Below are 14,814 nucleotides of genomic sequence, written 5' to 3'. Positions count from 1 at the left end.
TTCTGCGGGCCGGAGGCTCCGCCCTCCGGCGGAAGAGCCGTCTCTTGAGGCAGCACCTCACATCTCCCCGAACAAATCCATCTGCGGCGGATTCGGCTCCGGCATCATCGGCTGCCGCGTGTTCTTCGCCTTCGGCCCCTGCTTCTTCGCGTCCGGCTTCGTCGAATGCAGCTCAAGGTGCGAGAGAATCATCTTCGCCCGCTCGATGATCGGCTTCGGCAAGCCCGCCAAGCGCGCGACCTGGATGCCATAGCTCTTGTCCGCGGCTCCCGGCTGGATCTTGCGCAGGAAGATGATCTCGTCGTTCCACTCGCGCACCGCGACATTGAAATTCGCCACCGCGGCCCGCGTGTTCGCGAGATCCGTCAGCTCGTGGTAATGCGTTGCGAAAAGCGTCCGGCACGCAATCACATCGTGCAGATGCTCCGCCACCGCCCACGCGATCGAAAGCCCGTCGAAGGTCGCCGTGCCGCGCCCGATCTCATCCAGAATCACCAGCGATTTGTCCGTCGCATGATTCAGAATCAGCGCCGTCTCGTTCATCTCGACCATGAAGGTGGATTGCCCGCGCGAGAGATCGTCGGAAGCGCCCACCCGGCAGAAAATCCGGTCCACCATCCCCACCGCCGCGCTCTCCGCCGGCACGAAAGCCCCGACCTGCGCCATCAGCGTGATCAGCGCGACCTGCCGGATGTAGGTCGATTTACCCGCCATGTTCGGACCTGTTAGAATCTGCAACAGGCTGTCGGCAGGATCGAAGCCCGTGTCATTCGGCACGAACTTCTCCTCCACCAGCGTCTGCTCCAACACCGGATGGCGGCCATTGACGATCGTCAGCGAGCGCGAGTCATCCAGCGCCGGCCGCACGTGCCCGTGGAGCTGCGCGGTCTCGGCCAGCCCGCACAGCACGTCGATCTCCGCGATCGCCGCTCCCGTCTGTTGGAGCGCCGCGAGGTGTGCGCAGACCTCCGCCCGGAGCAGGAGGAAGAGTTCCTGCTCAAGCTGCTTCGAGCGCTCCTCCGCGCCCAGCACCTTGTTCTCCATCTCCTTCAGCGCCGGCGTGATGTAGCGCTCGCAATTCGACATCGTTTGCTTGCGCGTGTAGTCGTCCGGCACCTTCGCCAGCTTCGAGGACGTGATCTCGATGAAGTAGCCGAAGACGTTGTTGAACTTCACCTTCAGCGACTCGATCCCGGTGCGCTTGCGCTCGTCTTCCTGGAGCTTCGCGATCCATGACTTGCCATCGCGCGAGAGCGATCGCAGCTCATCGAGCTCCGCCGAATGACCATCGCGGATCATGCCGCCATCCTTGAGATTCGCCGGCGGCTCGTCCGCAAGCGAAGCTTGGAGGTGATTGACCAGCTCGGGAAAGGATTGGGGAGCGGGGAGTGCGGAGCGCGGAATGGAAAGCGCGGACAAGTCCTCGACCAGCTCCGGAATCTGCCCCAGGGATAGCGCCAGCGACTGCAGGTCCCGCGCATTCCCCGCCCCCTGCGAAAGACGCCCCACGGTGCGCTCGATATCGCGGATCCCTTGCAGCGATTCCCGGCACTTCGAGAGGATGAACGGCTGCTCTAACAACGCTGCAATGAAATCGTGACGGCAGCCCAATGCCTCCCGGTCGCGCAACGGATGCAGGATCCAATCCCGCAAAAGCCGCGCACCCATCGGCGTCTTCGTGCGGTCCAAAGCCCCCAGCAGAGTATGCTTCTTGCCGGAGCGCGAATCGATCAAATCCAGATTCCGCTGCGACGCAGCATCGATCAGCACATGCCGCGAATTCTCCCGCAGCCGCAAGGCTCGCAAGTGCTCGCAAGGCCGCCGCAGCTGATGAACCAGATAATGCAGGATCGCCCCCGCCGCCGCCACCGCCGCATGCGCCTCGCCACAACCGTAGCCATCCAGCGAATGCACGCCGAAGTGATCGCACAGCATCTGCCGCGCGGGATCAGGCAGGAAGGCGTAGCCATCGTAAGGCTGCGATACCGGCAGCATCCCGAAGAGCGCGATCTGCTCGTCGGAAATCAGCAACTCGGACGGCGTCAACCGCGCCAACTCATCGTCGAGCAAGCCTTGATCGGCGAACTCCGCGACCGTGAACTCCCCGGTGGAGTGATCCACGCAGGCCAAGCCGCGCATCTTCCCGAGATGAAACACCGCCGCGAGGTAGTTCGGCCGCTGGTCGTCGAGCAGGTGAGTCTCGATGATCGACCCGGCGGAGATGATCCGCGCGATCTCCCGCTCCACGATTTTCCCCGGCTTCGGCTCGCTCGTCTGCTCCGCGATCGCCACCCGCTTCCCCGCCCGCACCAGCTTGGCGATGTAGTTGTCTGCCGCATGATACGGCACCCCGCACATCGGGATCAGGTTGCGCTTGGTGAGGGCTACATTGAGGATCGGCGCGGCGGTCTTCGCATCCTCGAAGAACATCTCGTAGAAGTCCCCCAGCCGGTAGAGCAGCAACACGTCGTCAGGCAGCGAGCGGCGCATCGCTTGATACTGCGCCATCATCGGAGTGAGCGTCGGTGCGGACATCTGCCGGGAGTTTGGGGAGGCGGCGGCGGCGGGGAAAGGCGAAGTTTGGACTTCGCACGCGGAACTCCGGAGTTTGAACGGAAAAGTCGGTATTTGAACCGCCAAGACGCCCAGAGCGCCAAATCCCTGCACCGCGACCATGAGTTGGACATCCGCCGAAATCCCCCGACCTTCGCACCATGCTCCGCCGCCTGATCCTCGCCCTTCTGACCCTCTCCCTCGCGAGCTGCATCAGCGGCCAGTCATCCGAAGACTACGCGGAGACCCGCCGCCAAAAACTCCTGGAGATGTATCCCGTGGGCAAGACACCCGGAAGGACATCGCCACCCGCTTCGGACGCGCCCCCGAAGTCGCACGCACCCGGCCTGCCAAGGGCTGGGAAGCCGAGCAGGACTGGTGGATCCGCAGTTACGCCACCAAGGCCGAGCAGCGCATCCATCGCAAGATCCCCAAGCTCGAACGCTACTTCGGTACCGATGGCCTGTTCTCCCTCTGCTACTGCTGGTTCTACTACGATTCCCGGGGTCGTCTCATCGATGCGGAATGGCAGTGGAGCAGCGATTGAGAACGCCACGCCGCCGCTTCATCGCGATCACGGCGCGAACATCAGCGAACCCTGCTCCAGATGCCCGCGGTATTGCGCGAGTTGGGCCGCATCCAGCACCCCGTTCATGCGGTTCACCTTGGCATCGACCCGGGCCTGATGCTCTTCCCGCATCCGGCTCATTGCGTCTTCGTGATTCACCGGACCTCCTCCGGCGGCCTTGACGGCCACCACCTTGCTGACCTCCGCGACACCGCCGATCTCCATGTGAGACGTTAAGCCGAAGCCCTCCACCAGCTCCAACGCGGACTCGTTGCCCGTCTCGTTCCGGGCCTCGTTCTGCAGGATTTCGTAAACCGCATCGCGCTGATCGGGCCGGATCTCGACCGCTTCATTCAGCGATGCCATCTCGCGCAGCGCACGCGCTTCGATCTTCTGATTGCGCTCCGCCTCCTTGAGCTTCGCATAGTCCTCTGCCTGCTCCGTGCTCAGCAGATCCTTCATGAGATCGTCGAGGCTGCCCTTGGACTCCGGCAATTGGCGATCCACCATCACGCCCTTGCCATCCACCCCCGTGGTGACGGTTGTATTCGGCGTTTGCTTGTCGAAGTAATCGCGCAGCTTCGCCTCCTGCTGCGCGTTCAGCCCGAGCTTCGCCACCAGGCTGGCGATCCGCACTTCATTGCGTTTGTCCTGCTGCTCCTGCATCACCTCCGCCATCTTCTCCGCATACTTGAGAGACATGATCTCCGGCTTCTTCTCCCCGGCCGGCGGGCGGACGCGCGACTTCCCCGGCTCCGCTTCGCCACCCTCCCCTTGGCCGGCCATCGCCGTCGCGCTGGCACCCTGCTGCGCCTTGACCGTCCCGACTCCGGCTTCCTGCACCTGCCCCTCCGCACCACCTCCGCCCCTCAGCATCCAGCCGGCGGCAATTCCAATCAAGAGGGCGGCGAAGACGGCGGGAAGGTTGGCTTTCACATCGCGGAAGCGTCGCAGACAGCGGAAAATTATCACCCTCCCGAGGAAATGCCGCGCTGTCTCATGGGCGAGTGAGCCCATCCCTTGACAGTACGGCACGCTCCACGCTGTATGCGCGTGCGTATGAAGAAACTGATTTTTCCCGCCATCCTTCTTGTAGCCACCGTCTTCGGCCCCGTCCGCGCTCTGGCCGAGGAAGACCACACGCCGCTGGGCAAGGAGATGGAAAAGCTCGACGAAGCCTACAAGAGCTTCCGCCGCGAGAAGGATCCGGTCAAAGGTGCCACCAGCGCCCGCGAAGCCCAGGAGACCGTCCTCAAGGCCCTCCCGCTGGTCCCCTCCCTGCTTGAGAAAATGCCCGCCGGTGACGAGAAGACCAAGGCCCTGCTCTCCTACCGGACCCAGATGGGCAAGCTCTTCGTCTCGCTCTGCGAGGTCGAGTCCGCCTTCGTCGCCAAGGACCTCGACAAGGTCACCGCGCTCGTCGAAACCCTCAAGGGCCAGAAGAAGGAAGGCCACGATGCCTTCATCGAAGAAGAAGACGAGTGAAGCCCCTCAGCCAACCCCGCGATTGATTTTGAGAAACCCCGTTCGCCTCCGCGGACGGGGTTTTTTAGGCCCTCCCTCAGGCTTGCTGCGACGATTCAAGCGCGGATCACGCGGATGAAATAGCCGACTGCTTTTCATCCCTCCCCACTCCTTCAAGAACTTGGCGTCCTTGGCGTCTTGGCGGTTCATCCTTCTTCCGCCTTTCCTGATCACTGATCACTGATCACTCGGCACTCTGCCTTTCCCGCAATCCTCACTCCTCCACCACCACCGAAGTCCCCAGCTTCACCTTCCCGTAAACGGTCGGGATCACCGCCCGCGGCCCGCGCACACACGCGTGCGATGCCGGTCTGCGCGACTTGGGCAAGGGCCCGATGTGGTGGCCCACGCCATCCCAGGTCATCCGCATCCAATACGGCATCGGCGCGCCCGTGAACTTGCCGCCTTCCGGCACCTCCTTCGGCGTCTCGCCATCCACCTGGTTGCCGTCGACATCGTAGACCTTGCCGTAGCTGTTCGAAGCCTTGTCCACAGCCTTCTCCAGAATCTTGTAGCTCCCCGGAGGCGTCGGCCGCGAGGGCACCCCGCTCGAGACAGGATAGTCGAGCACCACCTGCTCGCCGTTCATCAAGAAACCGCGCTGCTTCGATAGGGAGATCAGGATCCGGGAATTCTCCGCACTCGTCTGCGAAAGCAGCTCGTCGTTCTTCCAGACCTTCATCGTCTTCGGGTAGTCCTGCTCGGCCTTGAAATGGTCGTACGTCCCCGGCGGGAAGGGATTCGTTGGATTGCCCTTCGCGTCGATGGGCTTGCCATCGGGACCGAGGGTCACGGACTTATTGGCGCAACTGGCGAGGACAAGGGCGAGCGCGGCGGCAATTACGCTCAGAAGGGACGACGTCGGGTGATTCATTGGCTGGCTGGCGGGCAGCTGTATATACACCCGGAACCGGATTTGCAATCCCTTAAGGTCGAGGGAGCATCAAGAAGTGAGGAAGAGTGCACTTTGATCCCTGAATGGTGAAGGAACCGCCCGCGAGCCACGTTTACGGAAGACCGCCGATGAAACCCGTCTACTCCGCCATCCCCTTCGCCATCCTCGTTTCGCTCGCGCCCGCCGCCGAGCCCTTCCTTTCCCCCGTCTTCACGGATAATATGGTGCTCCAGCGCGACCAAGCGGACGCCGTCTGGGGCTGGACCGCTCCAGGCGCCGCCGTGAAAGTGAGTATCGCCGGCAAGGCCACCGAAGGCAAAGCCGGCCCCGATGGCAAGTGGCTCGTCACCCTGCCGCCGCTCCCCGCCGGCGGCCCCTACGCCCTGAACGTGGAAGGCCCGCAAACGGTTACCCTTCAGAATGTTCTGGTCGGCGATGTGTGGCTCTGCTCCGGCCAATCGAACATGGAATGGGTGGTCAAAAACTCGACCAACGCGGATGCCGAAATCGCCGCCGCGGACTTCCCGCAGATCCGCCAGCTCTTCATCCCCCACGTCACCGCCGCCGGTCCGCAGACCACCTTCTCCGGCGATGGCTGGAAGGTCTGCTCGCCCCAGACCGCGGGCTACTTCACCGCCGTCGGCTACTACTTCGGCCGCGAACTCCACAAGGAACTCGGCGTCCCCATCGGCCTGATCCACAGCTCATGGGGCGGCACCATCGCCGAGGCCTGGGCCAGCAAGGAAGGCCTCGCCCCGATCCAGGACTTCAATCAGGCCATGGAAGCGCTGGAGGCCCAAGCCAAGTCCGCCCCCGGAGCCGCCAGTCCTCAGGATCAATGGTTCACGAAGAACGACGCCGGCACCTCCGCCGGCTGGTCGGGCGAAAAATTCGCCGATAGCGCCTGGCCCGAACTCGCCCAGCCGCTCCAGTGGATGGGCTCTAACGTCCCCGATCTGGCGCATATGGATGGCGCCGTCTGGTTCCGCCGCAGCGTCCAGCTGACCGCAGCCGCCGCCGGCAAGGCCGCCACCCTCGATCTCGGCACCATCGATGACGAGGACACCGTCTGGGTCAACGGCCGGCAGGTCGGCGCGACCGAAGGCTTCCAGAAGTCCCGCTCCTACCCCGTCCCCGCCGGCCTGCTGAAGGCCGGGCCGAACTCCATCGCCGTCCGCGTCATGGACATCAATGGCGGCGGCGGCCTGACCGGTCCTGCCGAGGCCATGAAGCTGAAGCTCGCCGGCGTCGAGCCCGTCTCTCTCGCCGGCCCGTGGCACTACAAGGTCGGCGCGGACTTCTCCAAGACCACCCCCTACCCGAAGGCCGTCGGCACCAACCCGAACATCCCGACCGTCCTCTACAATGCCATGATCGCCCCGCTCCTCCCCTACGGCATCAAGGGCGCGATCTGGTACCAGGGCGAAAGCAACGCCTCCCGTGGCATGCAGTATCGCAAGCTCCTCCCCGCCATGATCGGCGATTGGCGGAAGCGCTTCGGCCAGGGTGACTTTCCCTTCTACATCGTCCAACTCGCCAACTTCACCGCCCGCCTCCCGCAACCCGGCGAATCCGAGTGGGCCGAACTCCGCGAGGCCCAGACCCTCACCGCCAAGACCCTCCCGAACAGCGGCCAAGCCGTCATCATCGACATCGGCGAGGCCGCCGACATCCACCCGAAGAACAAGCAGGACGTCGGCAAGCGCCTCGCCCTCCAGGCCCTCGCCAAGACCTATGGCAAGAAGATCGTCGCCGCCGGCCCCGAGTTCAAGGAAGCCAGAGCCGAAGGCCCCGCCATGCGCCTCAGCTTCGATAGCATCGGCGGCGGCCTCGTCGCCCAAGGCGGCACCCTCAAGGGCTTCGCCATCGCCGGCGACGACAAGAAATTCGTCTGGGCCGACGCCAAAATCGACGGCACCACCATCCTCGTCTCCTCCCCCCAGGTCCCCCAGCCCGCCGCCGTCCGCTACGCCTGGGCCACCAACCCCGAAGCCACCCTCTTCAACCAAGAAGGCCTCCCCGCCAGCCCCTTCCGCACCGACACCTGGCCGGGCATCACCGACGACAGGAAGTGAAAATCATCTGTTGGAGACAACGGGTGGATCGCAACGCGCGCTTTCCACGGACCATCCCAGCATGGCTCTGGCAGCGGCGCGAAGAATCTCAAGCTCAAGCTCACCAAAGAAGTGGAAAAACCCTCATGAACTCAACATTCAAGGACTGCCCCCCATCCACAATGACGCCCCCCGCACCGGAGGTGCCCGCTGCCCAGTGGATTGCCCACGCTGGCACCAACAACCCAGCTTCTTTACTTGTTGAGCAATCCAAAAAGAAATGCGTCGACCGCGGCCAAAAGCTCATCCAGATTGTCATCGAAAGAGCGCCCAACTCCATCTCTTTCCAGCACCAGGCAATTATCGGTGAAAGAGACAGTTATCACGTCGCCGGCGAAGTTCTCGAGTTCGACAAAGCCGCCGGGACTAGCTGGCAGATTGCACAACTCACGCCGTGCTGTATCTCTATCAGCTAGGCCTCGGTGATTGCCAGCGCTTCCCCCGCGAATACGCGGATTGGAATACTTCATCGCCACCCTCGGTGCTGGAGCCCGATTCCAGTCAAGTGTTGGGACCACACCCCTCCGCAACACGTCAAGCGAGGCCTTCGTTTCGTTCGCAGAGAACTCGCAATTGAACGCAGGAAACGCAACCATGGTGCACTTGGCGAGCAGCTCGTTCTGGACGGCGAAGGCGTCGTGGAACCCAGGCGGGACAAGCATCAACGTATCGAAACCAGAGTTCTCAAGGGTCACCGGATGAATCTTGGACGGGATCTCGACCTTCGAAACCTCATCCCGCGCTTCGTCAACGCTTCGGCAGAAGGCAAGCAGCGAGTCTTCCGAATAGTCCCCACGCAGGGAAATCAACACTAGATGTCCTGCCGAAATCTCGGTGGAAACGTAGTAGCTAAATCGATATTTTGGGGTGTTACTTTCATAGGTGAACCAGTCCTTCAGCCCTGCCACCGGATTCAGCGCATAGAGCAAACCAAGATTTTCGAGCAGTTGCGTCATATTGATCAATTCGAGTAACCCTCGCCGGTTTCCTGCCTGTAGCGATCCTTCATCTTGGCTCCCTCCGAGCTGTTCTTACTCTTGGGCTTGACCGTCAAGTTGCTAGTGTCGTTGAACCAATCGCGACGCTGCTTCTTCGTCATATTGAAACCTTCTTCGTTCCAATGTTGGACGACCGGGCGCTGATGCTCCAACGAAAGCTGGTTGCGGGGTATAACGAAACCCGTCTCCCGGTCAATGATGTTTCCTTGGGCATCCGTGTTCTCCGCAATGACCTTGTCCTTGGAGGACTTCCGGAAGCTGTGCGGGTACTCCGTTCCGCGAGCGCGTCGGGCCACCTGTTCCTGCACCTCCTCAGTAGCTTCCCGAGCGCTATCGGCCAACCCGTCAGCTTTCTTGACCAATTTCGACACGTCCGCCAGATCTAGGGGAATGCCGGTCGCCTCGGAGACAATCTCTTCTCCGGCCTCCTTCATGGCCCCGCTGATCCCCCCGGCCGCCGGGCCGGTTAGGCCACCGGCCACCCCGCCAGTTACTCCCGCAACGACTCCGGTGATCGCACCATTCGTTACGAGATCCCCGGTGGAAGAGTTGATATCCGCGGTGAACCCGGACAAGAAACCGCCGACTCCACCACCAATTGCCCCTGCCGTGGCACCGGCCACCGCTCCGGGGGCTGCGCCGACACCGGCACCGGCGACGGCGCCGACCACGGCGCCCGTGCCGGCTCCCACGACGGCTCCCGAGGCCGCTCCCGCTCCTCCTGCGACGAGGCCGTTCTGGACCCTTACCTTGGTGTGCATGCCAGGGATGAGCCCTTGCTCCCCGCGAAGGTAGCCACGCAGGTCCCACAGACCCAGCGGGTCATAGGAGGTCCACGGATTCTGCCTAACGTAGGTGTAAACATTCGGCCCGCTCACGAAGCCCGCAGGATCCCGCGTGAGGAAGATGCCGAACTCCAAATCCCGGTAACGGATCCCCTCATTGAGCAGGCCCGTGGGATCCTCGTCCTTGGTGTTGGCTTTCTGGCGGTCGAGGGTGACACCCTGTTCCTGGGTGCGGGTGCCAAAAGCTTCATAGCTGGATTGCCAGGTGATGGAGCCTCCCTGATCGGTTTTGCTCACCACATCGCCGCGGCTGTTGTAGGCATTGTAGCTGCGGGTGATCCCGCCACGGATCGTATAGAGCACGCCTCCGATTCCTCCGCCGTAATCGCTGCCGCGAATGTATTCGACCGTGGGACTGCCCGAACTTCCGGTGTATTCCTGCACCGAGAGGCCCCCGGCGAACGATAGCTTCTCGCTGGCGCCTCCGGCCGAACTCTCATCGCGGCCAACCCGGCGGGTCCGACTATCGTAGGTATACGCGAAGCTGCCCTTCACGCTATCAACCACCGAAACGAGACGGTTTTCGAAATCGTAGCCGTAGGTCTGGACGGTGACGCCACTAACCTTCTTCGTAATGCGGCTTCCGTTCGCGTCGTAGAGGAAGGCAGTTACCGTGCCGCTCTTCGTAACCGACTTGAGTTGATTGCTATTGTAGCCATCAGCGGTGGTGCCGTAGGCGGAAACCCATGTGCCGGGATTAGTGCCGCCGGTGACGGTTTTGTGCGTCCTGTTGTTCGCATCATCGTAGGCATAGTCGGTCGTCACCGTGGAGCCGCCGTTCTCCTGGATGGTCTCGGTATCCAAGCGATAGGCCCGATCATAGGCATTCGTGACAATCCGGTCCCTGACACTGGCGTGTCCATAGAGCTCGGAGATCTTGAGCACGTTCCCGTTCTTGTCGTAGCCGCTCGGATAGCCCGCAACGGGCAGGGAGTAGTTGAAAACGGAGATCAAGCCGCCGGTGGCCGTCCGGGTTTCTTCAACAAGTTTTCGGTTAAGTGCGTCGAAGGAGCAATTCGCTGCCGAGCCATTCGGCAGGACCTTCCGAGTGACGTTGCCGTTCAGGTCGTAGGCGTAGGTGGTGACATTCCCGACCGGAGCGGAGGAGGATGCTTTCTCCGTGCAGGTAAGGAGGCGGTTGAGCTTGTCGTAGGTGCTCGAGAGGAAACGCCCGCTGGCGGCGTAAGTGGTCGTGCGGCGGTTCCCGGCCTTGTCGTAAGAATGGGTGTGCGTGGCCCCGGATGATGTCTCCGAGATCAAGCGGTTGAGCTTGTCGAAGATTTGCCCAGACGCCCGAAGAGCTTGGCGTGGAACCGTTTCATTCGGGTAGGTGACCCCGAGAAGGTTGCCTGCCAGATCGTAATCATTGTGGCGGTTGTCGGCGGCGGCCCCGGTATAAAGGACATTCTCCAAACGGTTGAGGGCATCATACTGATACGTCGTGACTTGATTCTTCGAATCGGTGCGGGTGAGCTTGAGGACACCGTTGAAGGTAGATTGCTCCACCTTCTCGATGCCGATGATGCCTTCGTCCCAGAGCGTTCGTGTCTTGCGGGCGAGGCCATCGTAGCGGAAGCCGGTGATGCGGCCCTCCCCGTCGATCACCCGCACGAGATTTCCCGAATCGTCGTAGGCGTTGGCGACAGTGATGTCGTCCGCGTTTGGCGTGGACGGGGTAGCGGAGGGCTGTCCATTGATGGGATTGACAGCTGTGGTGAGCAGGCGGTTGAGGCGGTCGTAGGTGTTGCGGGTGGCATTGCCATTCCCGTCGATGATCTCCTCGGCGTTGCCGTTGGGATCGCTTTTGGTGCGGACAAGAATGTCGTTGGCCCCAAGGTTGTCCGGATCGGCAGAAGGGTTGCCGGTAATCGGATTGGTAAGCACGTGGGTGACGCGATAGGCCTTGTTGAGGATGCTGCGCGTGACGTAGCCGCGGGCGTCGGATATCGCTATTGCGTTTCCAGCACCGTCGTAGGCCGTCCTCACCACCGGATTCCGGAAGGGCAGGGAAACCGGCTGTCCGCCGGAGACAGTGGTATCCGTGACCGCCGGCTGGCGCTCCGTGATGCGGCGGTTACGCGCGTCAAATTCGTATTCCCAACGATGCCCCAGAGGGTTGACGGTAGAGGTGACATTGCCATTCTTGTCATAGCCCGTCCGGCTTGCCGGCGAACCGAGGAGCGGGTTGTCCGGCGTGGCGCGATTCACCAAGCCCGTGAGCGGATCCGGCCGCCACACGGTCACGGTCCGCCCCACGCCATCGTACTCGGTTTCGGTTTCGCGGTTCTCCGCATCAATGGTCTTCCAAACCAGACCGGTGCTTGAATAAACAGTTTCACTCGTCGCGGCGAGGGCCGAGCCGGAAGCGTCGGTAATGCTCGTGGCACGCAGGAGGCCATCAAGCATGGTCTTGGTGACCTTGTTGCGCTCATCGGTGGTGGTGATTTCAAGCGCTTCCTTGCCATCGTTCAAATTCCCGTCGCCATAGACGGTTTCGGAAATGCTGAAGACCCCGCTTTCATACTCAATCTCGGTGCGCAAGGGACGGTATAGGACATCGTACTGCGTATAAGTGTGAAGATTGATAGTCCCGGAGGCGGTCAGCACCGCGCCATGGCGGATCACCTCCGTGGGTTTGAATCCGGAGGAATCGAAGGCGGTGCTCCCGGGATTCCCCTTCACCACGCCGCCTTCCGGCAAGTCGAGATCGGCATCGGTATACTTGTACTCGGTGTAGGTCTTGTCGGCGGAGACGTTTGCGGCATTGCTGCAAGCGAGCAGGTCACCCGCGGCTTCAACCGCAGTCAGGCCGGTGAAAACATGCGTCGGCCGCTGGATGGCATCGTAGAAGGTGCGAGTGACGGCTCCTTTCGGATCGGTCTGGAGGATGAGGGAGCCCACCGCATCATAGGTGAAGGAGGTCGCCAGATCACCACCCGTGACGCTTCCTTTCGTACCCTCCGTGACCAAGCCCTCGGCATTCCGGGTCGGCAGGCCCGCGCCGTCCATGTCGCGGATCTTTGCGGTAAGCCGGTTAAAAATATCATAGTGGAAGATCGTGTAAAGGCCCTCTTCGTCGATCTCCGCGGCCTTGTTACCGTTCTCGTTGTACCAGATTTGTTTGGTCGTGACCCTCTCGCCAGTGCGGGTTCCCGCGCTGGGATAGGTGACTTCGATCAAGCGGTTGAGCTCGTCGTACTTGAAGCGGGTCCGGTTTCCGCGCGGGTCGCGGGTCGAAGTGCGGTTGTTGTTGAAGTCGTAGGTGTGCTCGGTAACGAGATTCTCGCCCCCGGGATCGACGGTCTGCCGCTGCAGCCGGCCGTTCGCATCGGGCAGGTAGCTGGTTTCGAGATTAACCTCCCAGGCTTGGCCGGAGACACTGTCGAAGGCCAGCGTGGCCGTGCTGGTCTGGAAAGCCTTGAAACTCGAGTTCCCGTAGGCATACCGTTCCTGTTGAAGCGGGGTGACGCCGTCCTGGAGCACGCTCTTGGTCGTCCGGCGACCAAGCCCGTCCACCGTAAAACCGGTGGTCGTGTGGTACGGATCGTCGGTGCCGTTCATGATCCGGTATGAGCCACTGTAGGTGTACGTCTCCCTGCGGCCCAAGGCATCGATCTTCGCGGTGGGATCGGCCCAGAGGGTCATGGTGGTCGAGCCCGCTGGTAGCCCCTCGAGCGCCGCGGCCATCGGGTCTTCGAATTCCCAGGTGGTCACGTTTCCGGACAAATCCGTGGCACGCCACAGCGCGAGTCCGGCGGTAGGGTTGAACTGGTAGGTTTCGGTGCCGAGGTACCCGGATCTTCGGGCCGCCCGCCATGGTGAATCTGCGAGGTCAGGTAATAGACCATCCACTCCGTGCTTACCGACTCCGGGGTGACATCCACATCCACCTTCTCGGCCAACATTTGGCTGAAGTCGTAGACGGTGAGATTCCCCACCGCATCGGTAACCGTGGTCGACGGGGCCTCGGTGAAGGTCACCGTATCGGCGAAGCGCATTTGGCCTTGGGAAGCGAAGCTAACGGTGCCGAGGCCGCCGGGAAGAGCGACTTCAACAACCTTTCTCGGCAGGCCGTACATCGGCTTCCAGACGCCGTGACCCTCGTCATGCATGTCAGCCAATTGCTCCAGAACGTAATCCGCAACTTCCGAAGGCAGGCGATCCAGGTCGATCGAGCAGCGGGTGCCGTTGACACCCGAGTCCCAATATTCCTTCGACCCGTCGGTTCCATACGTGAAGGAATGGGTATTCCCCCGCTCGTCCATGATCGAAGCCAGGTTGGTGTGGTAGTGGTAGGTGATCTTCGGGTTCTCGGGATCCGTCGTATCCGTATCCGTCTCCACATCCGAATCGTAGGAATAAGCCGTCGAAGTCTGGTCCGGGAAAGTGACCCCCGTCAGCTTCCATGCCCCTTCCGAACCGCCGGGCACGGCGTACTCATCCAAATTATGGGTATAATCGAAGGTAGTCTTGTGACCGAGGCTGTCCGTGATGGCCTCAATGCGCCGCGAGTCCCCGCTGCGATCAATCACCAGGAAGTGGCCCGGCCGGTCCGGGGAGCTGATCTTCCGCGGGATGAGCGCGACATCGTTCGGAACTCCCGGCGAGGTATCGTAGTCATAGTTCAGGCGCACGCCGTAGCGGTCCCGGACTTCCGCGAGGCGCCAGTAGGTGTGCCGCCGGACCTTGCTGCTGCCCTCCACCCGGTCCGTGGAATACATGAACCATGTCTTGCACTTCCGGTAAGTCAGCGTGTTGCCGAACTTCTTCTGGAGCGTGAAGGTGCTACCATTGCGTTCGAGCTTGTTGAGGTAGGTCTTCTTGTCCACGCGCGTGGAAGGCCACGGGAAGAAGGACTGGAAATTCCGCGTGCCGAAACGCTGCGGGCTCCCCGCCTCATCGACGACATTCACCGCCACCGGGTCATCGCTCTCGTCGCCCAAGGTCTCGACGACTTCAACATAGGAACACAGGCTCGAAGACCAGCCGACACCGAAGGGCAGATCGAAGCGCTCGTCAGGACGCAGGCCGGAGCGACTGGCGAAGCCGGTCTCTTCGGCGCTCGCGCTGGATTGGAGCACGAGCTCGGACGATCCCAGCGGCAGGTAGTTGAAGGTCGTGTTGTGGCGCAGGGAGAGGTTGAAGGCGTCGATGTAGGTCTCCTCGTCGGGAAGATCCGTCTCCTCCTCCTCCTGAGGCTTTTCGTCGGGAATCGGCCGACCGTTGAGGCCGACCTTGCGGTAGCGCGGCCCCACGGCATCGCCGCCGCTGAAGCTGGTCGCCCAGGAAAAGTTGTCCAAGGGCACCAGATACGCCT

General features: G+C 62.0%; 9 protein-coding genes. 3 read left to right on the top strand and 6 right to left on the bottom strand.

Annotation, left to right across the window (positions count from 1 at the left end; translation table 11 throughout):
- Positions 1-57: 57 nt before the first annotated feature.
- Positions 58-2,535 (bottom strand): DNA mismatch repair protein MutS, encoded by a 2,478-nt coding sequence (gene mutS / locus ABWK72_RS19490; protein ID WP_367871244.1) that lies wholly within the window; start codon positions 2,533-2,535, stop codon positions 58-60.
- A 139-nt stretch (positions 2,536-2,674) separates the two neighbouring features.
- On the opposite strand from mutS, the gene ABWK72_RS19485 reads away from it, so the two are divergent.
- Positions 2,675-3,100 (top strand): hypothetical protein, encoded by a 426-nt coding sequence (locus tag ABWK72_RS19485; RefSeq protein ID WP_367871243.1) that lies wholly within the window; start codon positions 2,675-2,677, stop codon positions 3,098-3,100.
- Positions 3,101-3,127: 27 nt separating this feature from the next.
- On the opposite strand, the gene ABWK72_RS19480 is transcribed toward ABWK72_RS19485, so the two are convergent.
- Entirely contained in the window at positions 3,128-4,057 is a 930-nt protein-coding gene (locus tag ABWK72_RS19480; RefSeq protein WP_367871242.1) for a hypothetical protein, read from the bottom strand.
- A 123-nt stretch (positions 4,058-4,180) separates the two neighbouring features.
- Between ABWK72_RS19480 and ABWK72_RS19475 the strand changes: the two genes are divergently transcribed.
- Complete coding sequence (locus ABWK72_RS19475) at positions 4,181-4,606, top strand: cytochrome b562 (protein ID WP_367871241.1); 426 nt, start codon at positions 4,181-4,183, stop codon at positions 4,604-4,606.
- 253 nt (positions 4,607-4,859) lie between these two features.
- Here ABWK72_RS19475 and ABWK72_RS19470 read toward each other — a convergent pair whose 3' ends face one another.
- The gene (locus tag ABWK72_RS19470) at positions 4,860-5,519 is read right to left on the bottom strand and encodes a L,D-transpeptidase (protein ID WP_367871240.1); all 660 of its coding nucleotides are present in this window, start codon (positions 5,517-5,519) and stop codon (positions 4,860-4,862) included.
- A 149-nt stretch (positions 5,520-5,668) separates the two neighbouring features.
- Here ABWK72_RS19470 and ABWK72_RS19465 point away from each other — a divergent pair, with 149 nt between their 5' ends.
- Positions 5,669-7,615, top strand: a complete 1,947-nt coding sequence (locus tag ABWK72_RS19465; protein ID WP_367871239.1) for a sialate O-acetylesterase — start codon at positions 5,669-5,671, stop codon at positions 7,613-7,615.
- Between the two features lie 233 nt (positions 7,616-7,848).
- Here ABWK72_RS19465 and ABWK72_RS19460 read toward each other — a convergent pair whose 3' ends face one another.
- The 3 genes from ABWK72_RS19460 to ABWK72_RS19450 are packed head-to-tail and all read right to left on the bottom strand — an operon-like array spanning position 7,849 to position 14,797.
- Positions 7,849-8,610, bottom strand: coding sequence for a hypothetical protein (locus ABWK72_RS19460; RefSeq protein WP_367871238.1), 762 nt, complete (start codon positions 8,608-8,610; stop codon positions 7,849-7,851).
- 5 nt (positions 8,611-8,615) lie between these two features.
- Entirely contained in the window at positions 8,616-13,211 is a 4,596-nt protein-coding gene (locus tag ABWK72_RS19455; RefSeq protein ID WP_367871237.1) for an RHS repeat-associated core domain-containing protein, read from the bottom strand.
- On the bottom strand, positions 13,208-14,797 hold the full coding sequence (locus tag ABWK72_RS19450; protein ID WP_367871236.1) for a hypothetical protein: 1,590 nt from the start codon (positions 14,795-14,797) through the stop codon (positions 13,208-13,210). Before ABWK72_RS19450 ends, ABWK72_RS19455 begins: the two co-directional genes overlap by 4 nt.
- Positions 14,798-14,814: the final 17 nt, after the last annotated feature.

Origin of the sequence: Luteolibacter sp. Populi, from assembly GCF_040801775.1 — a bacterium.
In the GTDB taxonomy this organism is placed as follows: Bacteria; Verrucomicrobiota; Verrucomicrobiia; order Verrucomicrobiales; family Akkermansiaceae; genus Haloferula.
This window is presented reverse-complemented; position numbering and strand designations above follow the sequence as displayed.

Bases quoted from the DNA above. Each gene is read 5' to 3' on its own strand.
- mutS (WP_367871244.1), bottom strand. From the start codon at position 2,535: ATGTCCGCACCGACGCTCACTCCGATGATGGCGCAGTATCAAGCGATG.
- ABWK72_RS19485 (WP_367871243.1), top strand. From the start codon at position 2,675: ATGAGTTGGACATCCGCCGAAATCCCCCGACCTTCGCACCATGCTCCG.
- ABWK72_RS19475 (WP_367871241.1), top strand. From the start codon at position 4,181: ATGAAGAAACTGATTTTTCCCGCCATCCTTCTTGTAGCCACCGTCTTC.
- ABWK72_RS19470 (WP_367871240.1), bottom strand. From the start codon at position 5,519: ATGAATCACCCGACGTCGTCCCTTCTGAGCGTAATTGCCGCCGCGCTC.
- ABWK72_RS19465 (WP_367871239.1), top strand. From the start codon at position 5,669: ATGAAACCCGTCTACTCCGCCATCCCCTTCGCCATCCTCGTTTCGCTC.
- ABWK72_RS19460 (WP_367871238.1), bottom strand. From the start codon at position 8,610: ATGACGCAACTGCTCGAAAATCTTGGTTTGCTCTATGCGCTGAATCCG.